Consider the following 23,189-nt stretch of genomic DNA (forward strand, 5'->3'; position numbering starts at 1 on the left):
ACAAGGGGTGAGACAGCTGCCGTCGGAGGACGCCGTCAGAGCCGCTCGACGATGGTCACATTGGCCTGACCGCCGCCTTCGCACATCGTCTGGAGGCCGAACCTGCGGCCGGTGCGCTCCAGTTCGTGCAGGAGAGTCGTCATCAGCTTGACGCCCGTGGCGCCGAGGGGGTGGCCGAGGGCTATCGCGCCGCCGTTGACATTGACCTTCTCCGGGTCCGCCCCGGTCTCCTTCAGCCAGGCGAGGACGACCGGCGCGAAGGCTTCGTTGATCTCGACGAGGTCGATGTCGTCGATGCTCATGCCGGTCTTCTTCAGCGCGTACGCCGTGGCGGGGATGGGGGCGGACAGCATCCGGATGGGGTCCTCGCCGCGCACCGAGAGGTGGTGGATCCTGGCCCGCGGCGTCAACCCGTGCTCCCGGACGGCCCGTTCGCTCGCGATGAGCATCGCGGCCGCGCCGTCCGAGACCTGGGAGGAGCAGGCGGCGGTGATGGTGCCGTCGTCCATGACGGGCTTGAGGCCGGCCATCTTCTCCAGGGTCGTGTCGCGGCGCGGGCCCTCGTCGGTGGTCACGTCCCCGTAGGCGACGAGTTCGCGGTCGAAGCGGCCCTCGTCGATCGCGCGGAGCGCCCGCTGGTGCGAGCGGAGGGCGAACTCCTCCATGTCGCGGCGGGATATGCCCCACTTCTCGGCGATCAGCTGGGCGCCGTGGAACTGGTTGACCGGCTGGTTTCCGTAGCGTGCGCGCCAGCCCTCGCTGCCCGCATAGGGCCCTTCGGTGAGGCCGAGCGGCTCGGCGGCCTGCCGGGAGGCGAAGGCGATCGGGATCATCGACATGTTCTGCGTGCCGCCCGCGACGACCAGGTCCTGGGTGCCGGAGAGGACGCCCTGGGCCGCGAAGTGCACGGCCTGCTGCGAGGAGCCGCACTGCCGGTCGATGGTGACGCCGGGCACCTCTTCGGGCAGTCCGGCGGCGAGCCAGCTGGTGCGGGCGATGTCGCCGGCCTGCGGGCCGACCGTGTCCAGACAGCCGAAGACGACGTCCTCGACGGCGGCCGGGTCGACGCCGGTGCGCTCGACCAGCGCCTTCAGGACATGGGCTCCCAGGTCGGCGGGGTGGACGGCCGAGAGGCCGCCCTTGCGCCTGCCGACGGGGGTGCGGACCGCTTCGACGATGTAGGCCTCGGCCATGACTGCGTACTCCTCGGTCGTGCGGTGCCGTCGTGCGACGGACCGCTCACGTACGTACGGAGATGCCGTCCAGGACCATCGACAGGTACTGGCGGGCGATCTCCTCGGGGCTGTGGCCTCCGCCGGGGCGGTACCAGGACGCGGCGACCCAGACGGTGTCGCGCACGAAGCGGTAGGCGAGCCGGATGTCCAGGTCGTCGCGGAAGACGCCTTCCGCGACGCCCCGTTCCAGCGTCGTGAGCCAGGCCTTCTCGAAGCGCTGCTGCGAGTCGGACAGGTACTGGAAGCGCTGCTGCGCGACCAGGTGCTTGGACTCCTTCTGGTAGATCGCGACGGCCGCGCGGTGCCGGTCGATCTCCCGGAAGGACTCGGTGACGAGGGCTTCGAGGGTCTCGCGGGGGTCGAGCTGGGCCTGGAGCACGTTGTCGTACCCGTCCCAGAGCTCGGTGAGGAACGTGCGGAGGATCTCTTCGAGCATCGACTCCTTGGAGTCGAAGTGGTAGTAGAGGCTGCCGGCGAGCATGCCCGCGGCGTCGGCGATCTTGCGGACCGTCGTCGCGTTGTACCCCTGCTCGGCGAAGACGTCCGCGGCGATGGCGAGCAGCTCGCGGCGGCGCTCGGGCGAGGGGCTCACCGGGGGCTTCTTCTTGCCGGCGCCCTGCTGGTCACTGGTGCTCTGTTTCGGTTTCGACACACGGTCATTCTCCGCCTACGCGTGCTGGTTGCTGACCGAGACCGTCTCCCCCGTCATGTACGAGGCGTAGCCACTGGCCAGGAAGACGATGACGTTGGCTATCTCCCAGGGCTCCGCGTATCTCCCGAACGCCTCGCGCGCCGTGAGCTCTTCGAGCAGCTCCGGAGACGTGACCTTGACCAGATGCGGGTGCATGGCGAGGCTGGGCGACACCGCGTTGATCCTGATCCCGTGCGGGGCCGCCTCGACGGCCGCGCAGCGGGTGAGGGCCATGACGCCGGCCTTCGCCGCGGCGTAGTGCGCCTGGCCGGCCTGGGCGCGCCAGCCGAGCACCGACGCGTTGTTCACGATGACGCCGCCGCGGTCCGCGGCGCGCATCCGGCGCAGGGCCGCGCGCGTGGCACGGAAGGTGCCGGTCAGCGTCACGTCGATGACCTTGTCCCACTGCTCGTCGGTCATCTCCGTCAGCTCGGCCGTGCCCCCGAGGCCCGCGTTGTTCACGACGACGTCAAGGCCGCCGTGGCGCTCCTCCGCCAGGTCGAAGAGCGCCTGGACCTGGGTCTCGTCCGTGACGTCGCACGGGGTGCCGGCGACCCGGTCGGCGCCGAACTCCTCGGCGAGCGCCGCCACCGCCTCCTTCGTGCGGCGCGCGTGGGCGTCGCCGATGACGATGCGGGCGCCCTCCTCCAGGAAGCGGCGCGCGGTGGCGCCGCCGATGCCCGCCCCGGCCGCGGCGGTGACGACGGCCGTGCGGCCGGCGAGCAGACCGTGCCCCGGTTCGTACTCGGGCGCTGTCATGCGCGACCTCCTTCGGTTCACTCCCGCCGCCCCTCGACGACCGGCTCCCTTCACGGTAATCTACCAAACACTTGTTAGGGAAGAGTGCAGAGAAGATCCGACCGAACCGACCCAACCGACCGGATCGGATCGGATCGACCAGACCAATCGAAGAGGACCGAAGAGGTGGGCCACTGATGGACCTCGACTTCACCGCCGGAGAAGAGGAGTTCAGGCAGCGGGCGCGCGCCTGGCTCGCCGCGCATGTGCCGGCCGAGCCGCTGCCGTCGCTGGAGACGGCGGAGGGCTTCGCCGCGCACCGCGCCTGGGAGCACGAGCTCGCGGCCGACCGCTGGTCGGTGGTGTCCTGGCCCGAGGAGTACGGCGGACAGGGCGTCGACATCGTCAAGTGGCTGGTGTTCGAGGAGGAGTACTTCGCGGCGGGCGGCCCCGGCCGCGTCTCGCAGAACGGCATCAACCTCCTCGCGCCGACCCTCTTCGACTTCGGCACGGCCGAGCAGCGCGCGCGGATCCTGCCGCCGATGGCGAGCGGCGAGGTCATCTGGGCGCAGGCCTGGTCCGAGCCGGAATCGGGCTCCGACCTCGCGTCCCTGCGCTCCACCGCCCGCCGCACGGAGGGCGGCTGGCTGCTCAGCGGCCAGAAGACCTGGTCCTCGCGGGCCGCGTTCGCCGACCGCGCGTTCGGCCTGTTCCGCAGCGATCCGCCGGAGCGGCATCCGGGCAAGCCACACCGCGGTCTGACGTATCTGATGTTCCCGCTCGACGCGGACGGCGTGACCGTCCGCCCCATCGGCCGCCTGGACGGAAAGCCGGCCTTCGCCGAGCTCTTCCTTGACGACGTCTTCGTACCGGACGAGGACGTGATCGGAGAGCCGGGCCAGGGCTGGCGCATCGCGATGTCGACGACGGGCAACGAACGGGGTCTGACGCTGCGCTCCCCCGGCCGTTTCGTCGCGGCGGCCGAGCGCCTGGCGGCCCAGTGGCGCGCGCACGGCGACCCGGCGGACACCGCCCTCGCCGACCGGGTGGCCGACGCCGTCATCGGCGCTCGCGCCTACCAGCTGTTCACCTGGGCCAACGCCTCGCGCTTCGCCGCGGGCGAGACGATCGGCGCCGAGTCGAGCCTGAACAAGGTCTTCTGGTCCGAGTACGACATCGCGCTGCACGAGACGGCGCTGGATCTCCTGGGCCCAGAGGGCGAGTTGGCGGACGACGGCGAGTGGGCGGAAGGGTACGTGTTCTCGCTCGCCGGGCCGATCTACGCGGGCACCAACGAGATCCAGCGGGACATCATCGCCGAGCGGCTGCTCGGCCTGCCGAAGGGACGCCGCTGATGAGGTTCCTGCTCGACGCCGAGCAGCGCGAGTTCGCGCGCTCCCTGGACGCGATGCTGACGGCGGCGGACACCCCGGCCGCCGCGCGGGCCTGGGCCGCCGGGGACCCCGCTCCGGGGCGTGCCGTGTGGGCGCGGCTCGCGGACGCGGGCGTGTTCGCCCTCGCGGCCCCCGAGGAGTACGAGGGGGTGGGCCCGCTCCCCGTGGAAGTGGCCGTCGCCTTCGTCGAGTTGGGGCGGCATGCCGTGCCGGGCCCGGTGGTCGAGACGGTGGCTGCGGCCGCGCTCCTGGCCCGCCTCGCCGAGCTGGGCGAGGCGGAACCGGCCAAACGGCTGCTGCCGCCGCTGGCGGCGGGTGACAGCGTGGCGACGCTGACACTCCCCGAGGGCGGTCCGTTCGCGCTGGACGCGGACGCGGCGGCGCTCGCGCTCACCGCCTCCGGGGGTGAGCTGCGCCTCGCGTCGGGGCACGCGCGCGTGGGCCGCTCCCTGGACCCGGCCCGCCACCTCGGCCGGCTTGACGCCACCGGTGAACTCCTCGCGTCGGGGCCGTCGGTGACGGCGGCCGCGCGGTCCGCTGCGGACTGGGCGGCGCTGGCCACGGCCGCGCAGGCGCTGGGCGTCGGCCTCGCGCTCCTGGACAAGACCGTCGCGTACGTCAAGCAGCGCACTCAGTTCGGCACGGCGGTCGGCGGCTTCCAGGCCGTCAAGCACCGTCTCGCGGACACCCTGATCGGGCTCGAGTTCGCCCGGCCGCTGCTGTTCGGGGCGGCGCTGACGATGAAGCCGGCCGATGTCGCCGCCGCGAAGGTCGCGGCGGGCGAAGCCGCGTACGCCGCGGCGCGCACGGCGCTCCAGTTGCACGGGGCGATCGGCTACACCTCCGAGTACGACCTCTCGCTGTGGCTGACCAAGGCGCGTGCGCTGCGCACCGCGTGGGGCAGCCCCGCCGACTGCCGGAAGCGGGTGCTGACCGGGGGTGACGCCTGACAGACGGATGGCAGACGCATGGCAGACAGATCGCAGACGGATCGCAGAGGGGTGGCAAGCGGGTGCCATGCGGATGACGGACGGATCCCGGGCGGCCACCAATCCGGCCTGAACTGGTTCGTACGTGCGAGTGCGCTCGCCCCGTCTTCGCTGCGATGATCAAACGCACTGGTGAGGTGAGCGAAAGGGGCAGCACGTGCGCGTAATCGGGCTGATGTCGGGGACTTCGTACGACGCCATCGACGCCGCCGCGGCCGACCTGACGATCGAGGACGACCGGCTGGTGCTCACCCCGCTCGGGCTCATCACCCGCGGCTACGACGAATCGCTGCGGGCGGCGCTCGGCGCCGCCCTGCCGCCCGCGGCCACCACACTGGCGGACGTCTGCCGCCTGGACACCCGTATCGGCCAGGCGTTCGCCGCGGCGGCGGCCGAGGCGGACCGTGAACTGTGCGACAGGCGGGCCGAGTTGGTCGCCTCGCACGGGCAGACCGTCTACCACTGGGTCGACGACGGCCAGGTGCACGGCACGCTGCAGATCGGCCAGCCCGCGTGGATCGCCGAGGCGACCGGGCTCCCCGTGGTCGCCGACTTCCGCCCGCGCGACATCGCGGCGGGCGGCCAGGGCGCGCCCCTGGTCAGCCTCGTCGACCGGATGTGGCTGCGCGGCAGGCCCGGCGCCCCCGCCGCGCTGAATCTGGGCGGCATCGCCAACATCACCGCCCCCGACGGCAGCGCCTTCGACACCGGCCCCGCCAACGCCCTGATCGACGCGGCGGTGCGCGATCTCACCGGCGACCGGCTCAGCTGCGACCTCGACGGCGAACTCGCCGCGCGCGGCACGGTCGACGAGGGCCTCCTCGCGGACCTGGCGGCCGAGCCGTACTACGCGCGGCCCGCCCCGAAGACCACCGGCAAGGAGCTCTTCCATCTGCCTTATCTGCGGGCGGCCCTGGTCGGGTACGAGGCGCTCGCCCCCGAGGACGTCGTCGCGACCCTCACCGCGCTGACCGCGCGCACGGTCGCCGACGCCGTCCGCGCGGTCGGTGCCACCGAGGTCGTCGCGTCCGGCGGCGGCACGCGCAATCCGACGCTGATGGCGTTCCTGCGGGCCGAGTTGGGCTCCGGGGTCCCGGTGCGCACCTCCGACGAGCTGGGGCTTCCGTCCGCCGCGAAGGAGGCGTACGCCTTCGCCGTACTCGGCTTCCTGACCGCGCACGGACTACCGGGGACGGTCCCGGAGAGCACGGGGGCGCGGCATGCCAGCGTGCTCGGCTCGGTCACTCCGGGGCGGCGCGGCCTTCCGGCGCCCGCCGACGTGGGGGTGGTGCCGGTGCGACTGGTGGTGGACGGGGCAACTCGCTGAGCCTGCGCGGCAATTGCGGCCACGCGCGATGACCGCACGCTGCGGCCCGAATGCCCTGAACCGCAGTACTTTAGGCACATGCCGCAGACACCACCCACCGTGGCCGTGCTCACCGCCCTCCCGCTCGAGTACGCCGCCGTGCGGAGCCATCTTCCGCAGGCCGAGAAGCTCGTCCATCCGCGCCACGGCACCCGTGCGGTGCGCGGTCCGCTCCCCGAAAGCCCCTGGCACCTCGCCCTGTCGGAAATCGGCGAGGGCACGCTCACCGCCGCCGCGCTCACCGAACGCGTCGCGACCTGGCTCGAACCGCGGGCCGTGATCTTCGTCGGCGTCGCGGGCGGCCTGAAGGACGACGTCGCGATCGGCGACGTGGTCGTGGCGACGAAGGTGTACGGCATCCACGGCGGCAAGCAGACCCCCGAGGGCTTCCTCGTGCGCCCCGAGGCCTGGCGGGCGCCGCACGCCCTGGAGCAGGCGGCGCGCGAAGCCCTGCGCGGGCGTGCGCTGTTCAAGCCGATCGCCGTCGGGGACGTGGTCCTCGCCGACGCGTCGTCCGCGATCGCCGAGCATGTGCGCACCCACTACAACGACGCCGTAGCCATCGAGATGGAGGGCAGCGGCGTCGCGCACGCCGCGCATCTCGCCGGGGATCTGGGCGCCCTCATCGTCCGCGGGATCAGCGACAAGGCGGACGCGGGCAAGGCCGCGGCCGACGCCGCGGGAAACCAGCAGCTCGCCGCGCGGAACGCGGCCGAGGCCGCGGTGGCGGTCGTCCGCGAGATGGTGCTCCCGCCGGACCGCGACGCCGCGGTGCCGTCACGGCGGTACGGCGGCGACCACATCGACATGAGCGGCGGCACCTTCAACGGCCCGGTCGTCGGGAAGATCGTGAACGGACCTGGGGCGTGACGGGGTGACCACGACATACGGCGGCGACCACCCCGACTTCGGCGGCGGCACCTTCAACGACAGCGTCATAGGCAAGGTCGAGGGCGGCCTGCACCAGCACCACTACCACCACGGTCCGGTGCCGGTCGCCACCTCCTCGCTGCCCGCGCCGCCCGCCGGGTTCACCGGCCGGGACGGCGACCTGGCCCGGCTCCTGCCGGTCCTCGACCCGACCGGCGCGGACACCGGGCTGCCCGTCGTCATCTGCGCCGTCTCCGGACTCGGCGGCATCGGCAAGACCTCGCTCGCCCTGTACGCCGCCCAGCACGCGGACATCGAGGGCTGGTTCCCCGGCGGCACACTCTTCGTCGATCTGCGCGGGTACGACGACAATCCGGTCACCGCGGACCAGGCGGTCCTCGCGCTGCTCGACGCGCTGGGGGTCCGCGGCGCGCTGCTGCCGCAGACGACGGCCGCGCAGTACGCCCTCTACCGGACCCTGCTCGCCCAGGAGCGGCAGCCCCTGCTGCTCCTCCTGGACAACGCGTCCGACGCGACGCAGATCACCGCGCTGCTGCCGGGCGTCGGAGCGGGGCAGCACCGCGTCCTGATCACCTCGCGCGACCGGCTGACCGCCCTTCCGGCGCGGCTGATCGACCTCGACACGCTCTCCGCCGAGGCCGCCGCCGAACTGCTGGCCCTGGCGCTGCGGCTGAGCGACGACCGGGACGACCGCCCGGCGCGGGAGCCGGGGGCGCTGGCCGAACTCGCCGCCGTGTGCGGCCACCATCCGCTCGCCCTGCAGATCGCCGCCTCGATGCTGCGCAAGCGGCGCCACCGCAGCATCGCCTCGCTGGTCGCCGACATCCGCGCCGCCGCCGACCCCACCGACGTACTCGCGCTGCGTCCGGTCTTCGACGTGTCGTACGACCGGCTGCCGCGCCCGCAGGCCCGGTTGCTGCGGCTGCTTTCGCTGGCGCCGACCGCGGAGGTGGGCACGGACGCGGCGGCGGCGCTGGCCGATCTGTCCTCCGCGCAGGCGCTCTGGCTCCTGGACGAGCTGGCCTCCGCGCATTTCGTGACGCCGGTGCAGGAGCAGGCGGGCGAGCTGCGGTGGCGGTTGCACGACCTGGTGCGGGCGTACGGGGCGCGGCTCGGCGCCGGCGACAAGTGGGCGACCGAGGAGGCGGAGGCGGCCCGTGCGCGGCTGCTCGACTACTACCGGGACTGGACGGTGGTCGCCGACGACCATCTGCAGCGGATGCTGGGGGACCCGGATCCCGGGCTGTTCGAGGGGCGTACGCAGGCGCTGGACTGGCTGGACGCGGAGCGGGCGAATCTCGTGGCCGCGGCGCAGTGGGCCGGGCACGACCGGCACGCGCCCACAGCCATCAGCCTCGCCCTGAACCTGTGGGGCTATCTCGACTGGCGGCGGCACTTCGAGGACATGATGACCGTCGGCTGGTGTGCGCAACGGGCCGCCGAGCGCACCGAGAACGACGCCGACCTGGCCGGGGCGTGGAACCTCGTGGGCATCGCCCTGCGCGAGCAGGGCCGGATCGAGGAGGCCGTCGACGCCGGCAAGCTCGCCGCCGAGCTGTACGAGGCCGTCGACGATCCCCGCGGCGCGGCCGCGGCCTGGGACAATCTGGGCAACGCGCTGGGCGGTGCGGGCCGGCAGCAGGAGGCCATCGAGGCGCACACCCATGCCGGGGACCTGTTCCGCAGCGAGGGCCAGGTCAGGGGCGAGGCCACCTCGTGGAACAACCTGGGCATCGCGCTCGGGAAGGCGGGACGCAACGCGGACGCGGTCGAGGCCCACACCAACGCCCTGCACCTGTACCAGCAGGTCGGCGACCTCGGCGGCGAGAGCAGGGCCTGGCACAACCTCGGCGGCGAGCTGCGCACGGCGGGCCGTGTCGAGGAGGCCATCGACGCCTATGTGAAGGCGGTGGCCATGTGCATGGACATCGGGGACTGGTACGGGGCGGGCCTCGGCTACCACGAGCTCGCCGCCGCCCATGAGATCGCCGACCAGCCCGATTCGGCCCGCACCGCCCTGCTCCGCTCCGCCGACGCCTACGACCGCGCCAACGCCCCCACGGAAGCGGCCAATTCCCGCAGCCGGGCCGCCCAATAGCTCCCGTACCCGCCCCCTCTCATCCCGTTCTAACCGAATGCTCATACCCTGACGCCCATGACCCAGGTAACCCCTCCCGGCTGGTACCCCGACCCCGGACAGACAGTTGACGGTCCGCGCACCGAGCGTTGGTGGGACGGAAACGTGTGGACGGACCAGGTGCGACCGGTGGGTGCCGCCACCGGGTTCGGCGGGGCGCCGCCCGCCCATCCGCCCGCCTACCCGCACCACCCGGGCTATCCAGGGCAGCCCGTGGCCCCGCGCCGCGGCCTGCGCACCGGCATAGCCGTCGGCGTGGCCCTCGTCGTCCTCGCGGGCATCGGCGGCGGTGTGTACTTCCTGACCGCCGATGACGACGGGGACAGCGACAGCGCGGCCAAGTCGCCCTCGTCCTCCGCCCCTTCACGGCCCGGCACGCCCCAGGACCCGCAGAACCCCCAGGACCCGCAGAACCCCGACTCGTCCGAGCCCCCCGGCGCCCCGCCGGCCGAGGAGGGGTACGCCACCGACGTACTCAGCGGCATCAGTCTTCCCGTCCCCGACGAGTGGACCGGGCAGAGCGGCCGGACCGGTGGCGCCTCGGTGACGGTGGACCCCTACCCGTGCCCCGGCGAGACCTCCAAGACCTGCACCCGCGGCGGCGCCTACTCCATCCCCGCGTCGGAGCTGAAGATCAAGGAGAAGTCGGCCGAGGCGGCCGCGAAGGCGGACATCGCCGACAACGCCAAGGAGTCCTACGGCGGCAAGACCTACGGCAAGATCACCTCGCACAAGGAGCTGGAGTCCAAGGCCGTCACGGTCGCGGGCCAGAAGGGCTATCTGGTGCGCTGGAAGGCGGTCACGGAGAAGAGCGACGACGGATACGTCCAGTCGCTCGCGTTCCCGTCGCCGGCCGACAAGTCCCGGCTCGTCATCGTGCGCTTCGGCATCGACGTCAACGACAAGGCGCCGAAGGTGTCCGTGATGGACGAGATCACCAAGGGGATCAAGGCCGCCGAGGGCGGCGGCAACGGCCAGGAGGTCTGACGCGCGGGGCGCCGCTCCGGGGAGTCTTGGCCGGGCGGGCCGGAACACTGCATGATTCCGGCCCGCCCGGCGAGGGCCACGCCACCCCCGTCCCCACGGTGCGGCGCGGCGCGGGCAGATCGGGGCCGGTCATCCAGGTGGCCCCGGTCCACGATCAGTGGGGGTCGGTCAGCCCGAGGGCGGGCAGTACGCACGCCTCCACGAAGCGCGACAGATACTCCCTGTCCGCCGGCTTGCCCTCCAGGACGGGGCGCACCCGCGCCACCCCGATGAGCTGGGCCGTGATGAACTTCGTCGCCGGATGGTCCGCCGCGATCTCGCCGCGGGCCACGCCCCGGCCGACCATCTCCTCCAGCGCCTTCGTCTCGGGCTCGACCAGTGCCTCCCGCAGCGCGCTCTGCAGGTCCGCGTCCTGGAGGACCGCGTGGCTGAGCGCCTGCACCAGCATCGAGTCCTGGCTCGACCACTCCCCCGCCGCCAGGGCCGCCTCGCGCAGGTCACCCGCGAGCGAGCCGGTGTCGATGCCCGCGAACCGCACACAGCGGTTGGCGCGCAGCGCGGCCGCCACGAACTGGGGCTTGGTCTTCCACTGGCGGTAGAGCGTGGACTTGCTGCAGCGGGTGGTCGCGGCCACGCCCTCCATCGTCACGGCGTCGTAGCCGCACTCGCGGAGCTGGTCGAGGACCGCGTCGTAGAACTCCTGCTCACGCTCGGGTGTGATCTTTGAGCGGCGCGTCGAGCCCGCCGGATCCGCCGCCCCCACGGGGGCTGCTGTCGCTGCGTCTGGTGCCTGGTCCCGCGACGTCATGACTCTTCTCCTCGATGCGGCGGCTTCATCGGTCCCGGCGAATCAGCCCCTATCGATACGCCAGTGTACCGGTACGGTGGCGTATCGGTACACTCGCGTATCGGTACACTGGCGTATCGATGAGTGGGCGATCCCCGCTCACCAAGTGGGGCGAACCTCCACTCACCACCCGCACCACCCAGTCGTCACGTAAAGGGGCCGGGGGATGGAATCCCGAACCGAGCCTGCCGAAAGGGAACCGGACATATCCGTCCGGGAGTCAGACATAGCCGTCGGGAAACCCGACACATCTGCCCGACCGCCCCTCGTCCGCGAGCTCCTCCTCGTCGCAGGACTCTTCCTCGTCTACAAATTCGGCAGGCAGCTGGCCAACGGCCACACCGGCGAGGCCTTCCGCAACGCCCATCACGTGTGGGACGCCGAACGGTCCCTGCACCTGCCGGGCGAGGGCACGGTCCAGGGCTGGCTGCTCGGCAGCGACTCGCTGGTGCACATGGCGAACACCTACTACGCGACCGTGCACTTCCCGGCCACCGCGCTGTTCCTGGTCTGGCTCTATCTGCGGCGGCCCCGGCACTACGTCTGGGCCCGCAGGGTGCTCGCCGCGCTGACCGCGGCGGCGCTCGTGCTGCACCTCACGTTCCCGCTCGCGCCGCCCCGGATGCTGGACGCGGCGGGGCTCGTGGACACGGGTCAGGTGTACGGGCCGACGGTGTACGGCGCGGCTCCGCAGACGGACTCGATGGCCAACCAGTTCGCGGCGATGCCCTCGCTGCACTTCGGGTGGGCGCTGATGGTCGCCGTCGGCCTGATCGTCGCGACCACCTCGCGGTGGCGGTGGCTGTGGCTGCTGCATCCGCTGATCACGCTGCTCGTGGTCGTCGGCACCGCCAACCACTACTGGCTCGACGCGATCGTGGTGACCGCGCTGCTCGGCATCGCGCTCGCCGTGCTCAGGCTGCCCCCGCCGGGACGTTCCCTCGTCGTCCGCGGGCACGCCCCCGCGCGCGAGCCGGCCGCCTCAGGAGCCGGCCGGTGAACGCCACGCTGCTCGCCGTCGCGCTCTCCCTCGTCTCCGCCGCCGCGTACGCCACCGCCGCCGTCGCCCAGGAACGGCTCGCCGCCAGGATCTCCGCCACCGGAAACGGCGGCCTCCGGCTGCTCGGCAGCGGTGCCTGGTGGTCCTCGGTCGGGCTCAACGCGTCCGCCGCGCTGCTGCACGTGGCGGCCCTGAAGTACGGGCCGCTCACCCTGGTGCAGCCGCTGGGCGCGCTCACGCTGGTCGCCGCGGTGCCGCTGGGCGCGCGGCTCGCGGGGCGGCAGGTCACCCGCCTGGAGTGGCGCGGCACGGGGCTCACGCTCATCGGGCTCGGCGCGCTGCTCCTGACCGCGTCCGGGCCCGCGCCCGACGACACGCTGAAGCTGCCGGAGGCGCTGGCCGTCGCGGGCATCACCATGGCGGTCATCGGGGTGCTCTCCCGGCCGGGCACCCGGCCGGGGCTGCGGCACGCGACCGCTTCCGGGTTCGCGTCCGGTGTCGCGTCGGCGCTCACCCAGACGGTGACGGTCGCCGTGACGGACCGCTCGGGCCCGCTGCTCAGCCCGCAGGTGATCGTCGTGGCGCTGCTCGTCGCCGCGTTCGCCGTGGGCGGCCTCTTCCTCTCCCAGACCGCGTACCGGGGAGGCCTGGGCGCTCCGCTCGCGGTGGTAACCCTCGCCAATCCGATCGCGGCCGCGCTCATCGGCGTGACCCTGCTCGGGGAGCGGCTGCAGGGCGGGGTGGCAGGACTGCTCCTCGCGGCGGCCGGCGCGGGGCTCGCGGCGTACGGCGTGGTGGTCCTGACCCGCTCACCGCACTCCGAGGCCACCCCGGAAACGCCGACGGAGGACTTCCTCCCGTCCATCCCGGCCCAGGCGGAGCCCTCCGCGGTGAAGCTCTAGCAGTACGCCGGATCCCGTTATCCGAGGCCGCGCGAGTCCTGCTTCAGCGCCGTGTCGACCGTCAGCGCGGTCGCCACGACCAGGCTCAGGAGCGGCTCGGGCAGCTGGTAGTGGATCTGCAGGACGTAGTTGTCCGCCGTCGTGAACATCGTCTTGGCGAGGCCTTCCCAGGTCTTCGTGATCCGGGCGACCTCGTTGTCCGCGTGGTCGACGATCGAGAAGTTCCAGGCGCGCCAGTTCTCGGCCTTGATCGCACCGGCCTTCTGGCCGTTCACCTCGATCGCGAAGTTGATCTTCCCGATCACGTTCTGCTGGACGATCTCGCCGATCGGCTGGCCGTCCGCGCGCTCGACGATCACCCGCGACTTCATGAACTTGCGGGGCCGGGTCAGCTGGAGCACCGGCTGGCCGTACGCGTCGCGGATCTCCAGCTTGTGCGTCATGAACTGGTCGACGCTGGCGACGAAGCGCGCGACCTTCTTCAGCGTGCTCTGGCCCACCTGGACCACCGAGCCGAGCGCGTTGCCCGACTGGTCCATCACGCTGTACTCGTTCGTCAGCTCGATGAGCTTCGCCTTCTGGTTCACCACCAGGACCGGCTCGGTGAACAGCGTGCCACCGCCCTGCGCGCTGGGCGCGACGCCCGCCTGCTGCTGCACCTGACGCTGCACCTTGGCCGGGTCGGCCTGCGGCACGCCCTGCTGCGGATGGCCGTACTGACCCTGCGGCTGCGCCTGCTGCTGCCCGAACTGTCCTTGCTGCTGGCCGAACTGGCCCTGCGCCGGCTGCGGCTGAGCCGGCTGCGCCTGCTGCGGGACCTGCTGGGCCTGCTGGGCCTGCGGCTGCTGGCCGCCGCCCTGCTGGTCCGCGCTGGTGTGCTGAGTCCACTGGGAGCCGTCCCACCAGCGCAACAGCTGGGGTGCGCCCTGGGGGTCCGGATACCAGCCTGCAGGAGTGTTCGAATGCGTTGTCACCGGGGCACAGTACCCCGATGGACGGGGCGGTCCGCCAGCCCTTCGCGGGTCCTGTGACGTCGGCCTCATCTAGTCGCCGCACGGGATTTGACGTGCTCCCGACTACGACGGGAGGCTCGGTCCACTCACGGGGAGGCATGACATGGGATCAGCACGCGCTTCGACGGCGCGACGGGACGCGGCGGCACAGGTCACGGGACCGTTCATCGAGTCCAATCGGCCGCGGAACGTCTTCGCCCCCTGGTGGATGCCTCCGCTGACCGCGCTCGCCGCCGGAGTCCTCGCGTACCTGCTGGCCGACGACACTCTCGTCCGTACGCTGATCCCGCTCGCCGCGGCCCTGCTCGGCTGGCTCATCGGTGCGCTCCGGCCGCAGCTGCGGGCGGACACCGTCTGGCGGTTGAGCGGCGTGGGGCTGGAGCGGCTGCGTTCGGGGAAGGCCACGGCGACGTACTCCTTCTCGCGGGAACGCCCGCTGCTCCTGAGCGCGATGGCCCTGGAGGTGCGCGCGCCCACCGACTACGGCTCGACCAAGGTCGGCAACCTCTGCGCGATGGGCCTGGAGGACATGACGATCGCGATGTTCCCCTTCTGGGTCACCACCCGGCGGCTCGGCGCCCCGCTCCAGCTCTTCGACGGCCCCGGTGAGCCGGAGGGCAACGCGGCCGCCCGTGAGGCGGGCTTCGCCCGGCGCGAGGCCGCACTGCTCTCGGCCGCGGCGGAGGGCCCGCTGCCCGCGCAGGCGACCGGGCCGATCGAGCTGAGCCGCCCCGAACCCGACGTGCGCACGCGCAAGCTGGGGCGGCGGATCGCGTTCTGCATCGTGGGGCTCGTCGGGCTCGGTGTCGCCGCCATGCCGTCGGACGACGCCGTCGAGGGGCGGGTGGCGCTGATCAGCGCGCTCGCCATGGCCGTCCTGGTGTGGGCCGCGGGCTCCCTCCACAACGTGCTCCGCACCCCGCCAGCGCACTGGACGGTGAGCCCGCAGGGCATCACCGTCCGCGACCCGTGGTTCGGCACGACCGAGCTGCCCGCGACCTCGATCGCCGGGATCGTGCCCACCGAGCTGACCCGCGACCTGGGCGACGGCAAGGTCAGCGTCTCGCTGATCACGCAGTTCTACGGCCACGACCTGGCGCTGGTCGGCACCGCCTACTCCGGTGACATCCCGCCGGACGAGCTGCTCGCCGTGCTGCGCTCGCGCGGCTACCGGGTCGTCGTGGACCAGCCGCACAGCAGCGCCTACGACGTGAACCCGGGCTTCCTGCCCCACCAGGTGCTGCCCGAGGCGCGGTTCGCGCTCGGCGTCGACCACGTCGGCTGGGAGGGCGAGCAGGGCGCGATCCGCATCCCGCGCGCGGAGATCGGCGGCCTGGAGCTGCACACCCGCTCCGGCCACCCGTGGCTGCGCCTGCGCGGCTCCGGCGGCGAGGAGCTGCTGCACGCGCCGCTCGGCGCGCTGCGGGTCTCCCGGAGCGAACTGCGGGACCAGGCACGGGCGTTGGGGTATCCGGTGAGCGATCCGGAGCGGGACGCGTACGAGTCGGCGGCGTTCGCGGGGCTTTCGGCACCGACGGCGCCGGTGCGGCCGCAGTCCGTTCCCCCGCAAGCAGCCGTGGACGTGACCGTCGGCATGCCCGGCGGCACCCGCAAGTGGTACTACATCACCGGAGTCGTCGCGGGCGTCGTCGTCATGGGCGTCCTCGCCTTCAAGCTCCGCTACCTCTTCGACAGCGGCCTCAGCTGGGCGGCCTGGGGCGTCCCCGCCGGTGCGGCGGTCGGCGCGCTCGGCGGCTGGGTCTACGACCGGCGGCGGCCCGCGCTGGTGCTCGGCCGCAGCGGCGTACGGATGGCGGCCGACGGCGGACGCGGCAAGGCCGAGTGGGAGCATCCCCGCCCGGCGATCGGTGGCATCGGTGTCGACGACCACGACAACGGCGTCGAGGCGCTGCTCGTCTGGTCGCCGACGGGCCAGGTCATCCGCAAGGAGACCCTGAACGTCCCCGACCCCGAGGAGCTGCGGCTTGCCTGCGAGCGTGCCGGACTGCCGTGGGGACGGCCCGACTTGGGGGCGTGGGGGCCGCCGCCGGAGCTGTAGCGCTCCGCCGGCGACCCCGTCGTGAGCCCGTCCGTCAGGCGGAGGCGATCGCGGGGTCGCTGACGCCCGCCTCGCCGTTCTCGACGTGCCCGGCGAGGCGGCGCAGGAACGTGGCGTCCGCGTCCGACTTCACCGTGACGTCGTACCAGCGCTTGCCCGCCCGCAGGTCGACGGTGTGCTCGACGGTGCCGCCCGCCTTCACCTTGAACGTCTGCGGCTCGCCGCCGTAGGCGTTGGTGAGGGTGAGGTTCACGTCGGCTGCGCCCGCGTTCCGCAGGGTCACCTTGAGGTTGCCGGTCGCCTTGTCGTGGCGGGCGGTGACCTCGGGGCCCGCGGTCTTGCCGGGCCCCTGGAAGGTGCGCAGGAAGCCGTTCGGGCCGAACACCGACAGGTCGTACACACCCTTCGAGTACGCGGTGTTCCAGGTGTCGGAGATCGTCTTGCCGGCCTCCGTCGTGTACGTCCAGGGGCCGTCCGTGCGGTTGCCCGAGCGGACGTGGAAGCAGGCGCCCGCCGCGTCTCCCCCGCCGAAGGTCAGCGTGAACTTCCCGTCGGCGGGCGTGCCCGCGCCATCCACCAGCGGGGCGTACGGCAGCGCGCGGGCGGGCCGGGAGCCGGACTCCTGCTTGGGCAGGGTCCCCTTCGCGGGCGCCTTGGGCACGTAGTCGGGGTGGCGCTCGTGGTCCGGCGGCTCGTAGGCGCCGGTGGCGGGCAGTTCGGCGGGGTCGGTGTCCTTGCCCGCGAAGTCGAAGGCCGAGGTCAGGTCGCCGCAGACGGCGCGGCGCCACGGCGAGATGTTCGGCTCCTGGACGCCGAAGCGCTTCTCCATGAAGCGGAGGATCGAGGTGTGGTCGAACACCTGCGAGTTCACATAGCCGCCGGTGCTCCACGGGGAGACGACGAGCATCGGGACGCGCTGGCCGAGGCCGTAGTGTCCGGCGGCGTACTGCGCGTTGCCGGGGAAGTAGTCGAGCGCCGTGTCGACCGTCGACTTGCCCTGGTCGGCGCCCTTGGGGACGTACGGCGGGACGATGTGGTCGAAGTAGCCGTCGTTCTCGTCGTACGTGATGAACAGGGCCGTCTTGCCCCACACCTCGGGGTTGGAGGTGAGCGCGTCCAGGACCTGCGCGATGTACCAGGCGCCGTAGTTCACCGGCCAGTTGGGGTGCTCGGAGAACGCCTCGGGGGCGGCGATCCAGGAGATCTTCGGCAGCCTGTCGGCCTGCACGTCCGCCTTGAGGACGTCGAAGTAGCCGTCGCCCGCCTTGACGTTGGTTCCGGTGCGGGCCTTGTCGTAGAGCGGGTCGCCGGGCTTGGCGTTGCGGTACTTGTTGAAGTAGAGCAGCGAGTTGTCGCCGTAGTTGCCGCGGTAGGCGTCGTCGATCCAGCCCCACTTGCCCGCGGCGTCCAGGCCGTCGCCGATGTCCTGGTAGACCTTCCAGGAGACCCCGGCCTGCTCCAGGCGCTCGGCGTACGTCGTCCAGTCGTAGCCCAGTTCCTGGTTGCCGAGGACCGGGCCGCCGCCCTTGCCGTCATTGCCGACGTGGCCCGACAGCATGTAGTAGCGGTTGGGGTCCGTGGCCCCGATGAACGAGCAGTGGTAGCCGTCGCAGATGGTGAACGCGTCGGCGAGCGCGTAGTGGAACGGGATGTCCTCGCGGGTCAGATACGCCATCGTGCGCTCGGACTTGGCGGCGATCCAGTTGTCGTACGTGCCGTTGCCGAACGCGCTGTGGCCGCCGGCCCAGTCGTGGTCGAGGCCGGCGATGAACTGCATGCCGAGGTCCTCGGCGTCCGGGTGGAAGGGCAGCACCTCTTTGCCGCCGCCGGACTGGTTCCACACCGGTTTCCCGCTGGGCAGCGTCACGGGGCGCGGGTCGCCGAAGCCGCGTACGCCCTTCATGGCGCCGAAGTAGTGGTCGAAGGACCGATTCTCCTGCATCAGGACGACGATGTGCTCGACGTCCTCGATGGAGCCGGAGCGGCGCCGGGCGGGCAGGGACGCGGCGCGGGCGATGCTCTGCGAGAGCGAACCGAAGGCCGCGGTGCCACCGGCCAGTTGCATGAAGCGGCGCCGATTGATTTCAGGCATGGGTTGATTCGACCTCGTGGGGTGTGGGGGACGCGGGCGGGTGAAGTGTGTCAAGGGGAGCAAGCGCGGGGGAAGGGCCCGTGACCTGGATGTGAAGAGAAGTCCAACCTCTGGTGCGTGGGACACAAATGCCGGTCCGGGCGGTCGGTCGTGCCGGTCCCGTCCTGACACTGGATGCCGGGGGCAACCATGCGGGAGGATGCGGCGGGTCGGCGGACACCGCCCGCGATCGGCGGACACAGCGAGCGAGGAGAGTCATGACCGTGCGCGTCCATGGCACCTGCGCCCCCGGATTCGAGGGCGTACGCGAGGAGTTCGAGCGGAACTTCGCCGAGCGCGGCGAACTCGGGGCGGCCGTCGCGGTGACGGTCGGCGGGGAGTTCGTCGTCGACCTGTGGGGCGGCGACGCGGACAGGACGGGCACGCGCGCGTGGGAGCGCGATTCGCTGGTGAACGTCTACTCGACGACCAAGGGGATGACCGCGCTGTGCGCGCACATCCTGGCCGACCGGGGCGAGCTTGACCTGGACGCGCCGGTGGCCCGCTACTGGCCGGAGTTCGCACAGGAGGGCAAGGCGGACATTCCGGTGCGCTGGCTGCTCTGCCACCGCTCCGGGGTGATCGCGCCGAGCGAACCGATGACGTCGGACGATCTGTACGACTGGGACAAGGTGTGCGCGGCGCTCGCCGCGACGCGTCCCTGGTGGAAGCCGGGCACGGCGCAGGGGTATCACGCCGTGAGCTACGGCTATCTGGTGGGCGAGGTGGTGCGCCGGATCACCGGGGTCTCGCTCGGCACCTTCCTGCGCACGGAGGTGACGCGGCGGCTCGGCGCGGATGTGTACGTCGGCACTCCGGAGAGCGAGCACGCGCGCTGCGCGGACATGGCGCGGCCGCTGCCCACGCCGGGGCCGCCGAGCAGCCTGTACGCGCCGCCGCCCCCTCCGGTGCGCTCCCTCGACGCCGATCCGCTGGCCGCCGTCACGCTGGCGCTGCAGTATCTGCCGGTCGGCGGCGTGAACAGCGCCGCCTACCGCAGCGCCGAGATTCCGGCGGCCAACGGGCACGCCTCCGCGCGGGGACTCGCGACGGTGTACGCGGCGCTGGGCGCGGGCGAGCTGGTCGGCGAGGCGGCCCTTGACCGGCTGCGGACACGCCAGGGCGACCCCGACGAACCCGACCTGGTGTTCGCCGCGGGGACGTCGCTGGGCGCGCGGTGGGAGTGGGGACTCGGCTACATGCTGAACATGTTCGGCCAGTGCGGGCCCAATCCCCGGGCGTTCGGCCACGGGGGCATGGGCGGTTCGTACGCGTTCGCCGATCCGGAGAACGGGGTGGCGTACGCGTACGTGATGAACCGGATGGGCGCCGGGACGTCCGGGGAGGACCTCCGGAGCGTGCATCTGGTGGGGGCGGTGTACGAGGGGATGCGGTAGCGGGCGGCCAAGGGCAGCGGGCGGTTAACCTCGCCCGATGGAGCACAGCCCCCGCCCCCGTCACCGTCCCACCGGGCAGTACGCCGCCGCCGACGCACGCCGTGCGGCCATCATCGACGCCGCGCTGGCCCTCTTCGCCGAGTCCGGCTATCTGAACTCCTCGCTGGCGAAGGTCGCCGCCGGGGCGGGCACGTCCGCGACCGTCATCACCCACCACTTCGGCTCGAAGCAGCGCCTCCTGATGGCGGTGCTGCAGGCCAGGGACGAGCGCACGGTGCGTACGTTCGGGCGGCTGCACCCGGACTCCGGCGGCGCCGACGCGCGGGCGCTCTTCCGCGAGATGCTCGCCCTAGCGGAGTACAACCTCACCCAGCCGGGCCTCATCCAGCTGTTCACCCGCCTTTCCGCCGAGGCCTCCGATCCGGCGCACCCCGCGCACACGTACTTCGCCGAGCGGTACGAACGGGTCGCGGGGTCCCTGGCGGCCGTGCTGCAACGCTCCTTCGAGGCCGGGCAGTTGGTGGCCGACGCCGATGCGGAGGGCGTGGCCCGCGAGATCCTCGCCGTGTCGGACGGGCTGCAGGTGCAGTGGGCGATCGCTGAGGGCGGCATCGACTTCGTGGGCTTGTACCGCGCTTATCTGGAGCGGCTTGCCCGGGCGCTCACCGTGGACGGCCGTGGGCTGGAGGACGGGACGTGCGGGGGTACGGGCCCGGCCTGAAGCGTTCGTAGCGCGCGGCCGTCGTCGGATCGGCGTGCCGCGCCTCGGCGTTGAGCGCGGCCGGTGAGGTGTCGCCCCAGTGGCCCGTCGTGACGCGGCGCTCCGTGGTGTGCACGGCGGCGAGCTGCTCGGCCGGGCTGAAGGTGCAGTGCCCCGCGTTGTCGACGTACGCCTGACGCAGCAGCGGCGCCCGGCCCGCAGCCTTGACCCTGTCCCGGTAGGCGCTCTCGGCACGCACCGGGATGAGGGCGTCGCCCGTGGTGTGGAGGGTGAGCTGGGGCTTGGTGAGCCGGCCGGTGAAGGCGATGTTCCGTGTCATGTAGCGGACGGCGGACGGGTCGGCCTCGATGCGGGGCGCGGCGGCGAGGGCGTTGAGGTCGGCGCCCAGGGAGCGGCCCGCGGCCTTGTAGAGGGCCTTGACCTCCTTGTACTGGGAGGAGCGCGCGAGCATGGCCGTGTAGTCGACGCCGATGTTCCAGGACATGCTGCCGCCCGCGCGCTGTTCGGCCTCCTGCCGCCAGAGGAAAGCGGGCGCCTTGACCAGCCCGGTCAACGCCGCATACTGGTTGGCCTGTTGGGCGGGGTAGTCGTCGGGCGCGGGGCGCGGCTGCTTCGGATCGTTCCAGCCGGGGACGGCGTGCAGGGCCGCGGCGAGCGCGATGCGGGCGCGGCCCGTGGGGGTGGACTGGGCGGCTTCGAGTACGCCGCCGAGTCGGTCGGCGGCAGTCTTCGCCTCGGACTGGCCCCCAAATCGGGTCAGTTGGATCCCGGAGTCCGGGGCGAGCAGCGTGCGCAGGGCGAAGACGGGGTCGAGCGTGGAGTTCCAGTTGGCGACGCCGCCCTGGAGAAGTCCGCACATCGACAGGGAGCCGTCGATGCGTTCCGGGTGCCGCTCGGCGATCGCGGTGGTGACAAGACCTCCGTACGACTCACCCCAGGCGAGGGTGTGCCGGGCCTGCCCGGCCCGCGCCGTGAAGACGTCGAGCGCGGCGAGCGCGGCGAGCGCGGCGAGCTGATCGGGCACGGCCTGCTCGACGGCCCAGCCGGTGGTCGCGTACGAGGAGCCGACGAGGGCGTAACCCTCCTTCAGGAGCTTCTTCCTGACCTCGTCGTCCGGGGCGTTGACGGCCGGGTTCGGCGATCCGGCGGGGCGGTATCCGTGGCTGAACAGGAGCACCGTGCCGTTCCAGCGGTCGGGGGTGTCGATGACGTAGGCGGCGCCGGAGGGCAGCTTGCCCTCGACGTGGCCGGACGGCGTGCGGGGCAGCGCGGTCGACGGGGTGGCGGTGGCCACGAGGAGGAGGGCGAGTACACCGGTGACGGCCCTCATCGGCGTACGGGCAGGGCTGGTTGGTGGACGCATCAGGAGTGGGCTCCTTCCGTGGTACGGGGTTCGGCGGGCCGCGAGGCGAGCGTCGCGCCGCTCGTCTCCCGCATCCGCCACACCGTGAGTGCCGTGACGGCGGCACCGGCGGTGAGCAGGAGCGCGACGGCCGAGCTGCTGTCGTACGAGGCGAGCAGGCTGCTCGCGATCAGCGGGGAGAATCCGGCGCCGAGGAGGGTCGCGGTCTGGTAGCCGAGGGAGGCGCCCGTGTAGCGCACGCGGGTGCCGAACATCTCGGTGAGCAGCGCGCCGAGCGGTCCGTACATCGTGGACTGGGCGATGCCGTGGCCGATGACGCAGGCCAGGATCAGCAGTCCGGGCCTGCCGGAGTCGGCCAGGGCGAAGACCGGGAAGGCCGTGGCCGCCGAGAGCAGCGCGCCCGTGAGCACCACGGGGCGGCGCCCGAACCGGTCGGACAGGATGCTGGCCAGCGGCATCACGACCAGGGCCGTGCAGGAGGCCACGGTCACTCCGGTGAGGACCTGCGAGCGGGCGTACCCGGAGTCGACGGCGTACGAGATCATGAAGCTGGTCATCAGGGACTGCGCGGTGAACGGGCCGATGCCGACACAGGCCGCGAGCAGCACGGAGCGCGGTTTGCGCAGCACGTCGAGGAGCGGGAGGCGTGCGGTGGGTTGCTCCTTGCGGGCGGCGGTGAACAGCGGGCTCTCCTCGACCCTCAGCCGGATGTAGAGCCCGGCGGCGAGCAGCACCAGGCTGAGCAGGAACGGCACCCGCCAGCCCCAGGCCCGGAACTCGTCGTCGGGCAGGGTGCTGACAAGGGTGACGACAGCCGTGGAGAGGACCGTCCCCAGCGGCGCGCCCAGCTGCGTGAAGCTGGTCCACAGTCCGCGCGGCCGCTCCCCCGCGTGCTCGGCGACCATCAGGGTGGCGCCGCCCCATTCGCCGCCGATGGCGATGCCCTGGACGACGCGCAGCAGGACCAGGAGCACGGGCGCCCAGACGCCGATCGTGTCGTACGTCGGGAGGCAGCCGATGAGGAAGCTGCCGGCGCCCATCAGGACCATGGTCAGGAGCATCATCGACTTGCGGCCCAGCCGGTCGCCGAAGTGCCCGAAGACGATGCCGCCGAGCGGCCTTGCGACGTATCCGGCGGCGAAGGTGCCGAACGCCGCGATGGTGCCGACGGACGACTCGGCCTCGGGGAAGAACAGGTCCCCGAAGACAAGCGCCGCGACGGTCCCGTACACCAGGAAGTCGTAGAACTCCACGGCGGTGCCGAGCAGTCCGGAGAGTGCGACTCTGCGCAACTGGCTTGTGCCGTGCGCTGGTTGGGCCTCTGGCAT

General features: G+C 72.3%; 19 protein-coding genes. 11 read left to right on the forward strand and 8 right to left on the reverse strand.

What is annotated here, in order from left to right:
• Positions 1-35: 35 nt before the first annotated feature.
• From ACIBKX_RS09845 to ACIBKX_RS09855, 3 genes are read right to left on the reverse strand one after another with little or no spacing between them, the layout of a single operon-like run.
• The gene (locus ACIBKX_RS09845) at positions 36-1,193 is read right to left on the reverse strand and encodes an acetyl-CoA C-acetyltransferase (RefSeq protein WP_363271349.1); all 1,158 of its coding nucleotides are present in this window, start codon (positions 1,191-1,193) and stop codon (positions 36-38) included.
• A 46-nt stretch (positions 1,194-1,239) separates the two neighbouring features.
• A complete protein-coding gene (locus tag ACIBKX_RS09850; protein WP_363271350.1) occupies positions 1,240-1,887 on the reverse strand; it encodes a TetR/AcrR family transcriptional regulator in 648 nt (215 codons plus the stop codon).
• Positions 1,888-1,902: 15 nt separating this feature from the next.
• On the reverse strand, positions 1,903-2,685 hold the full coding sequence (locus ACIBKX_RS09855) for an SDR family oxidoreductase (RefSeq protein ID WP_363271351.1): 783 nt from the start codon (positions 2,683-2,685) through the stop codon (positions 1,903-1,905).
• A 176-nt stretch (positions 2,686-2,861) separates the two neighbouring features.
• On the opposite strand from ACIBKX_RS09855, the gene ACIBKX_RS09860 reads away from it, so the two are divergent.
• The 6 genes from ACIBKX_RS09860 (at position 2,862) to ACIBKX_RS09885 (ending at position 10,428) form a co-directional block, all read left to right on the forward strand.
• Positions 2,862-4,019 (forward strand): acyl-CoA dehydrogenase family protein, encoded by a 1,158-nt coding sequence (locus ACIBKX_RS09860; protein WP_363271352.1) that lies wholly within the window; start codon positions 2,862-2,864, stop codon positions 4,017-4,019.
• Positions 4,019-5,008: an acyl-CoA dehydrogenase family protein gene (locus ACIBKX_RS09865; RefSeq protein ID WP_363271353.1), complete on the forward strand. Its 990-nt coding sequence runs from the start codon at positions 4,019-4,021 to the stop codon at positions 5,006-5,008. Before ACIBKX_RS09860 ends, ACIBKX_RS09865 begins: the two co-directional genes overlap by 1 nt.
• 196 nt (positions 5,009-5,204) lie before the next feature.
• On the forward strand, positions 5,205-6,374 hold the full coding sequence (locus tag ACIBKX_RS09870) for an anhydro-N-acetylmuramic acid kinase (RefSeq protein ID WP_363271354.1): 1,170 nt from the start codon (positions 5,205-5,207) through the stop codon (positions 6,372-6,374).
• Positions 6,375-6,452: 78 nt separating this feature from the next.
• Entirely contained in the window at positions 6,453-7,283 is an 831-nt protein-coding gene (locus ACIBKX_RS09875; protein ID WP_363271355.1) for a 5'-methylthioadenosine/S-adenosylhomocysteine nucleosidase, read from the forward strand.
• A 4-nt stretch (positions 7,284-7,287) separates the two neighbouring features.
• Entirely contained in the window at positions 7,288-9,402 is a 2,115-nt protein-coding gene (locus ACIBKX_RS09880; RefSeq protein ID WP_363271356.1) for a tetratricopeptide repeat protein, read from the forward strand.
• Positions 9,403-9,459: 57 nt separating this feature from the next.
• On the forward strand, positions 9,460-10,428 hold the full coding sequence (locus ACIBKX_RS09885; protein WP_363271357.1) for a DUF2510 domain-containing protein: 969 nt from the start codon (positions 9,460-9,462) through the stop codon (positions 10,426-10,428).
• A gap of 154 nt (positions 10,429-10,582) precedes the next feature.
• Here ACIBKX_RS09885 and ACIBKX_RS09890 read toward each other — a convergent pair whose 3' ends face one another.
• Positions 10,583-11,236 carry a TetR/AcrR family transcriptional regulator C-terminal ligand-binding domain-containing protein gene (locus tag ACIBKX_RS09890; protein WP_363271358.1) on the reverse strand — a complete coding sequence of 218 codons (654 nt, stop codon included), beginning with the start codon at positions 11,234-11,236 and terminating at the stop codon, positions 10,583-10,585.
• 205 nt (positions 11,237-11,441) lie between these two features.
• Between ACIBKX_RS09890 and ACIBKX_RS09895 the strand changes: the two genes are divergently transcribed.
• Positions 11,442-12,275 (forward strand): phosphatase PAP2 family protein, encoded by an 834-nt coding sequence (locus ACIBKX_RS09895; protein WP_363271359.1) that lies wholly within the window; start codon positions 11,442-11,444, stop codon positions 12,273-12,275.
• Positions 12,272-13,177, forward strand: a complete 906-nt coding sequence (locus ACIBKX_RS09900; protein ID WP_363271360.1) for a DMT family transporter — start codon at positions 12,272-12,274, stop codon at positions 13,175-13,177. Before ACIBKX_RS09895 ends, ACIBKX_RS09900 begins: the two co-directional genes overlap by 4 nt.
• A 17-nt stretch (positions 13,178-13,194) precedes the next feature.
• Here the strand turns inward: ACIBKX_RS09900 and ACIBKX_RS09905 are convergent, their stop codons facing one another.
• A complete protein-coding gene (locus ACIBKX_RS09905) occupies positions 13,195-14,151 on the reverse strand; it encodes a phospholipid scramblase-related protein (protein WP_363271361.1) in 957 nt (318 codons plus the stop codon).
• A gap of 142 nt (positions 14,152-14,293) precedes the next feature.
• Between ACIBKX_RS09905 and ACIBKX_RS09910 the strand changes: the two genes are divergently transcribed.
• On the forward strand, positions 14,294-16,249 hold the full coding sequence (locus tag ACIBKX_RS09910) for a hypothetical protein (RefSeq protein WP_363271362.1): 1,956 nt from the start codon (positions 14,294-14,296) through the stop codon (positions 16,247-16,249).
• Positions 16,250-16,283: 34 nt separating this feature from the next.
• On the opposite strand, the gene ACIBKX_RS09915 is transcribed toward ACIBKX_RS09910, so the two are convergent.
• Positions 16,284-18,341 carry a phosphocholine-specific phospholipase C gene (locus tag ACIBKX_RS09915; protein ID WP_363271363.1) on the reverse strand — a complete coding sequence of 686 codons (2,058 nt, stop codon included), beginning with the start codon at positions 18,339-18,341 and terminating at the stop codon, positions 16,284-16,286.
• 257 nt (positions 18,342-18,598) lie between these two features.
• On the opposite strand from ACIBKX_RS09915, the gene ACIBKX_RS09920 reads away from it, so the two are divergent.
• Both ACIBKX_RS09920 and ACIBKX_RS09925 read left to right on the forward strand, forming a co-directional pair.
• Entirely contained in the window at positions 18,599-19,777 is a 1,179-nt protein-coding gene (locus ACIBKX_RS09920) for a serine hydrolase domain-containing protein (RefSeq protein WP_363271364.1), read from the forward strand.
• Between the two features lie 37 nt (positions 19,778-19,814).
• Positions 19,815-20,498 (forward strand): TetR/AcrR family transcriptional regulator, encoded by a 684-nt coding sequence (locus tag ACIBKX_RS09925; protein WP_363271365.1) that lies wholly within the window; start codon positions 19,815-19,817, stop codon positions 20,496-20,498.
• Here the strand turns inward: ACIBKX_RS09925 and ACIBKX_RS09930 are convergent.
• Together ACIBKX_RS09930 and ACIBKX_RS09935 are read right to left on the reverse strand one after the other, a co-directional pair.
• Positions 20,440-21,861 carry a DUF6351 family protein gene (locus ACIBKX_RS09930; RefSeq protein WP_363271366.1) on the reverse strand — a complete coding sequence of 474 codons (1,422 nt, stop codon included), beginning with the start codon at positions 21,859-21,861 and terminating at the stop codon, positions 20,440-20,442. The two genes, ACIBKX_RS09925 and ACIBKX_RS09930, sit on opposite strands and share 59 nt — an antisense overlap.
• Positions 21,861-23,189 carry an MFS transporter gene (locus ACIBKX_RS09935; protein ID WP_363271367.1) on the reverse strand — a complete coding sequence of 443 codons (1,329 nt, stop codon included), beginning with the start codon at positions 23,187-23,189 and terminating at the stop codon, positions 21,861-21,863. Before ACIBKX_RS09935 ends, ACIBKX_RS09930 begins: the two co-directional genes overlap by 1 nt.

Origin of the sequence: Streptomyces sp. NPDC050658 (assembly GCF_044457025.1) — a bacterium.
GTDB lineage: Bacteria > Actinomycetota > Actinomycetes > Streptomycetales > Streptomycetaceae > Streptomyces.

Excerpts from the sequence above, each read along its gene's own strand:
- ACIBKX_RS09865 (WP_363271353.1), top strand. The coding sequence starts at position 4,019 with ATGAGGTTCCTGCTCGACGCCGAGCAGCGCGAGTTCGCGCGCTCCCTG.
- ACIBKX_RS09885 (WP_363271357.1), top strand. The coding sequence starts at position 9,460 with ATGACCCAGGTAACCCCTCCCGGCTGGTACCCCGACCCCGGACAGACA.
- ACIBKX_RS09935 (WP_363271367.1), bottom strand. The coding sequence starts at position 23,189 with ATGCCAGAGGCCCAACCAGCGCACGGCACAAGCCAGTTGCGCAGAGTC.
- ACIBKX_RS09920 (WP_363271364.1), top strand. The coding sequence starts at position 18,599 with ATGACCGTGCGCGTCCATGGCACCTGCGCCCCCGGATTCGAGGGCGTA.
- ACIBKX_RS09890 (WP_363271358.1), bottom strand. The coding sequence starts at position 11,236 with ATGACGTCGCGGGACCAGGCACCAGACGCAGCGACAGCAGCCCCCGTG.
- ACIBKX_RS09855 (WP_363271351.1), bottom strand. The coding sequence starts at position 2,685 with ATGACAGCGCCCGAGTACGAACCGGGGCACGGTCTGCTCGCCGGCCGC.
- ACIBKX_RS09915 (WP_363271363.1), bottom strand. The coding sequence starts at position 18,341 with ATGCCTGAAATCAATCGGCGCCGCTTCATGCAACTGGCCGGTGGCACC.
- ACIBKX_RS09925 (WP_363271365.1), top strand. The coding sequence starts at position 19,815 with ATGGAGCACAGCCCCCGCCCCCGTCACCGTCCCACCGGGCAGTACGCC.
- ACIBKX_RS09860 (WP_363271352.1), top strand. The coding sequence starts at position 2,862 with ATGGACCTCGACTTCACCGCCGGAGAAGAGGAGTTCAGGCAGCGGGCG.
- ACIBKX_RS09895 (WP_363271359.1), top strand. The coding sequence starts at position 11,442 with ATGGAATCCCGAACCGAGCCTGCCGAAAGGGAACCGGACATATCCGTC.
- ACIBKX_RS09845 (WP_363271349.1), bottom strand. The coding sequence starts at position 1,193 with ATGGCCGAGGCCTACATCGTCGAAGCGGTCCGCACCCCCGTCGGCAGG.
- ACIBKX_RS09910 (WP_363271362.1), top strand. The coding sequence starts at position 14,294 with ATGGGATCAGCACGCGCTTCGACGGCGCGACGGGACGCGGCGGCACAG.
- ACIBKX_RS09875 (WP_363271355.1), top strand. The coding sequence starts at position 6,453 with ATGCCGCAGACACCACCCACCGTGGCCGTGCTCACCGCCCTCCCGCTC.
- ACIBKX_RS09930 (WP_363271366.1), bottom strand. The coding sequence starts at position 21,861 with ATGCGTCCACCAACCAGCCCTGCCCGTACGCCGATGAGGGCCGTCACC.